This window comes from Okeania sp. SIO2B9 (genome assembly GCF_010672505.1).
Taxonomy (GTDB): domain Bacteria; phylum Cyanobacteriota; class Cyanobacteriia; order Cyanobacteriales; family Microcoleaceae; genus Okeania; species Okeania hirsuta.
Window position 1 is genome coordinate 1 of the sequence record NZ_JAAHGK010000645.1, and the last position, 4,287, is coordinate 4,287.

A 4,287-nucleotide genomic window follows, 5' to 3' on the forward strand; every position below is an offset into this window, starting at 1 on the left:
CGCCTAAATCAACACCTACAACATCAGTAGTTTTTGGTGTGGGAGTTGCACGCTGATCAAACGCTAAACTTAAGTACCAATCCCCCGCTTGTCTACTAATGGTTATTTTTTGAGTAGTCGCCTCAATCCGAAAAGAGGATGCGGGTCTTGCGTGAAGTTTGCAGCATAGGGTCAGACCAGACCCTGTACTCTCCACCATCCCCACACTTCCCACCCTCCCTCGCCTGTTTGGAGTTAGCGATCGCTACTGAGTAGTCCCATCATACTGTATCAGCCACTTTTGCAAGAGCTCTACGATCTAATCTATCTAAAATTTCCAACATTTCCCGTTCAAAGGCCACACTAGCGCGATTAGTTTTACCCCCAATATAAACCCGCTCGCTTTCTTGCCAAGCCCAAATTTGCGAGTGAGAAACATAACTCATCAACACACTCAACATCAATAAACCAAAACCTAAATAAACAATAGGAATTCCAGGGTCAGCTTTTATTTGTAAACCCGTGCTACCTATAATCTTGTCAACAAATAGCGTTATCCCATTAACTTCTGTAGACATTCCTTCCCGCACACTAGCAACTAATTTACCAGTAGCATCGTAAATTAATACAGTTCCTTGTAAATCTCTTGCCAGTAGAGATACACCCTCACTCAAATCTGGTTTAGTCGGAATCCAAGTTCCCCAAATTCTGCCCCCTCCCGCCGTATTTAATTTGGCCATTGGTAACTCAAAAACAGGACTTCTATTAACTCTGACTTGAACTGCAGCGATCGCCCAATCTGCCTGATACATTGTCACCCCATGATATCTCATAGGTTGATTTACAAATATAGTTTTCCTATCGACTTCAGAGCCATTTTTATCTAATACTGATAGATCTGAATAAAACTGGTCAATTGCTCCTTCTGGAGTATAGTCAATCCAGAAACGATTTACCCGGACTAACCAATCTTGAGGAATTTGTGATTCGGCAAAAATTCCGGCATCCACAATATTTTTAATTTGAAAAGTTTCTCCACTCGGCACTATTTCTTGACCGATAAATCCAGTCATTGAACCAACTATTGACCCTGCTAAAATAATCAACATACTAGCGTGAACTATTATCGGGCCAATTTTGCCAATAATTCCTTTTCGCCCATAAAGTTTATCTCCTTCTTGAAATACCTGATAACCACGTTGCTGTAATATTTTTTCTAGGGAATCTAGGGAAGCTTTTTCTATTTCTGTGCTTAATGCTAAGTTCTCAAATTGTTGTTTCTTATTATAGAATTTCCAGCGATTAGCAGACTTTAGAGCTGGCATTTGTCGCGTAAAAGTACAAGCTGTTAAACTTGCTCCAAACAAAACTAATATTGATAAAAACCACCAAGTACGATAGACATGGTCTAACTCTAATAACAAAATTACTTTCCAAGTCAAAAATCCAAATAATGCTGGTTTTTCTGGATAATTTTCCTGATAAAAATTTATTGATTCACCTTGCTCTATAACTGTCCCAGAAATACTGCTTATAGCAATTACTAATAGTAGAGCGATCGCTAACCGTAAATCAGCCAATAATGGCAATATTTCTCTTCTAAATATTTTGAGAGGATTGAACGTCCAGCCTAATCCTGAATCTTTAGCATCCATTAATTTAATTCCTATCAGATTTTATATTTTTTCATCGTAGTGTACCAATAGTAATATTCCCTCGAAAAAGTCAAGTGCAGCAATCCTAAATCATTCGTCATAACGGTACTTTGAGATTTTTGATACCGAAAATGGCTTTAAATCCAGTATTAGCAAGGGAAATACCTGAAAAAGGTAAAAATAGCTGTTTGTGTAGGATGACCGAGGAAAACCTAGTAGCTCGTCCAGACTAAAATTGTGGGTAAATACAGGCCGATAATATTGAATTTACTGCCTTCTGCCGCAATTGCTTTACCCACATTTTAAAGCTAGACACGCTACTAGATATATCTAAAAAATAGTTTTTCAAGGTAAAACCATTACTGTATAAACTTTTGAGCATATTTTTCACCTATTTTGACTGTTTTTTATTCGTCGCCTCAACCATAAATTACTACTATCTATCAGACTACTTTTTTTAACTAGCTATCAGCTAGCCTCGGTAGGAGAAACTGCGTTAACAGCTTTTAGCAGCTCCGGGTAAAAATCCCCAGCTTCTTATCAGCCGGATGGCCCTCGGAGGATTTGAAATCTCCTTTCCATTCCGGAATACTCCACAAACAAGGGGGTCTCAAAAAAAATCTGCTGATTGCTGATTGCTGACCGCTGACTGCTTCTTTAAGTAACTGGTACTATTCTAAATAACAGTGAAAATACACCAAAACCAACTAATAAAATACCACTAGCAGGTGTAATCCAACTAGACCATTTTCGCAGTTCTAAAAATTTTTTAATATTAGCTATAAAAGTACCTGCTAATATCAAAGGAGTTACATAACCAAGGGCATAAAATAACAATAAAATTCCTCCTAAAACCAAATCTCCAGTTGTAGAAACCCAAGCTAATAATGTTGCTAATACGGGAGTGCTGCAGGGAGATGCGACCAAACCAAATGTTAAACCTAATAAATATGAACGTATTCCTTTGGGTAAATCTTGAGAAATCCATCCCATACTGTCAAAAGAAGGCATAGGTAATGGCAATGCTTCTAGTAAATTCAGACCCATTAAAATAGCAACTATACTAACAATAATTGGCAATCCTATACCTACTTGACCATATACTTTTCCCAGTAATGATGCTAGAATTCCCAAACCAGCAAGAGTTGTGGCTAATCCTAAAGAAAACCAAGTAGATTGAACAGCAGCTTGGAGACGACTTTTAGCTTCATATCCGCCAATGTAGCCAATAGTTATTGGTAACATCGAAAGCATACAGGGTGTCAAACTGGTAAGTAAACCAGCTACAAATATAATGATCAAACTGACCCAACTTAGATGTATGAGCTGAGTCTTCACTATGGTATTTGCATATTGAGTAGTTTGGTAAAGTAAAGTCAGAAAGGTTTCCATAGTTATGATTAAATTTAGTAGAAATAAAATATTTACTTCAGTGGCAGAAGTTATAGGATGGCAGAAACTGAAGGTTCTGTGATTAGACACATAGAATTTCTTGCCTTTTTGCCATGAAGGCTGGAATACTGGATATTTTCCACTTCCTGCAAGTGAAGTTCTCTCCCGTTAAATCGGAGATTATAACGGGAAGCTCGCAAGCAAAGATAATTGAACCCAAGTTTTAGAAGTTTTTTGCTTTGCTGGCGTAACGCTAGGCGAACACAGGCTGACAAACGTCTTACGCCTCCACAAGCAGGCAAGATGATACCCATCTCGCTTAAAGCTTTATCCAATATGTTAATTGCTGCATTCTCGTCTCTGTCTAGTACCGTTCCACATTTATAACAAGAATGAGTTCTAACTGATAAAGTCTTAGGTACTTTTTGACCACAATTACTGCAATTAATCGATGTGTTATGAGGGCTAACTTTAACAACATGAACACCGCGTTTTACCGCTACTGCATTCAGTTTTTCAATAAAAGTTCCCCAGGCAACATCATAAATCGATTTTGATAGTTTAGTATTTTTAGCTAAACCTTTAAGATTAAGGTCTTCAACGGCAATTAAGTCATATTGTTTAACTAACTTATAAGCTGTTTTGTAGTGAAAATCTTCTCTTTGTCTAGCAATTTTTTGATATAATCTAGCTATTCTATTCTGTGCCTTTTTCCAGTTATTAGACCCGTTTTGTTTTCTGGGTACTTTACGCTGTTTTCTACCTAAATTAGATTCTACTTTTCTATATAAATTAGGCACAGAAACAGTCTCATCAGTATTAGTAGTTAAGATTTTTTTTAAGCCTACATCAATACCTATAGCAGTCTTAATATTATCTGTAGGAATTAAACCCACCCCTTCAGTTCCCCTCCCTGGAAGGGTTAGGGGAGGGTTATCTTCCCAGCTAAAACTCACATAATAGCCGTCAGCTTTTTTGGTTATAGTTGCAGTTTTGATAACAAACCCATCTGGTATAGGTCTATGAACTATTACAGGAATAGTACCAAACTTACTAATAATGATTTGCTTGCTATCAAACTTAACTACTGCTCTAGGATGATTGACTCTACTGAAACAAAATGACCTTAACTTACCTGATTTTTTGAATCTAGGTCGCCCTCCACTTTTACCTTTCTTTTCAGATATTAACCAACGTTTCCAACCTTTATCTAGTCTTTGCAAGTTAATTTGCTGGACTTCAGAATAGATTTCCTGATAAT

3 protein-coding genes and 1 pseudogene are annotated in these 4,287 nt (G+C 37.3%); all 4 read right to left on the bottom strand.

All coding sequences use genetic code 11. The features are described 5' to 3' along the window. Positions 1-199: pseudogene (locus F6K13_RS20760) on the bottom strand (hypothetical protein); the annotation flags it as partial. A gap of 61 nt (positions 200-260) precedes the next feature. Beyond that, positions 261-1,634 (bottom strand): cytochrome c biogenesis protein, encoded by a 1,374-nt coding sequence (locus F6K13_RS20765; RefSeq protein ID WP_124144965.1) that lies wholly within the window; start codon positions 1,632-1,634, stop codon positions 261-263. 657 nt (positions 1,635-2,291) lie between these two features. Then, positions 2,292-3,026, bottom strand: a complete 735-nt coding sequence (locus F6K13_RS20770; protein ID WP_124144964.1) for a cytochrome c biogenesis protein CcdA — start codon at positions 3,024-3,026, stop codon at positions 2,292-2,294. A 50-nt stretch (positions 3,027-3,076) separates the two neighbouring features. Next, on the bottom strand, positions 3,077-4,287 hold a 1,211-nt coding region (locus F6K13_RS20775), incomplete at its 5' end, for a transposase (RefSeq protein WP_287288230.1).

Bases quoted from the DNA above. Each gene is read 5' to 3' on its own strand.
- F6K13_RS20770 (WP_124144964.1), bottom strand. From the start codon at position 3,026: ATGGAAACCTTTCTGACTTTACTTTACCAAACTACTCAATATGCAAAT.
- F6K13_RS20765 (WP_124144965.1), bottom strand. From the start codon at position 1,634: ATGGATGCTAAAGATTCAGGATTAGGCTGGACGTTCAATCCTCTCAAA.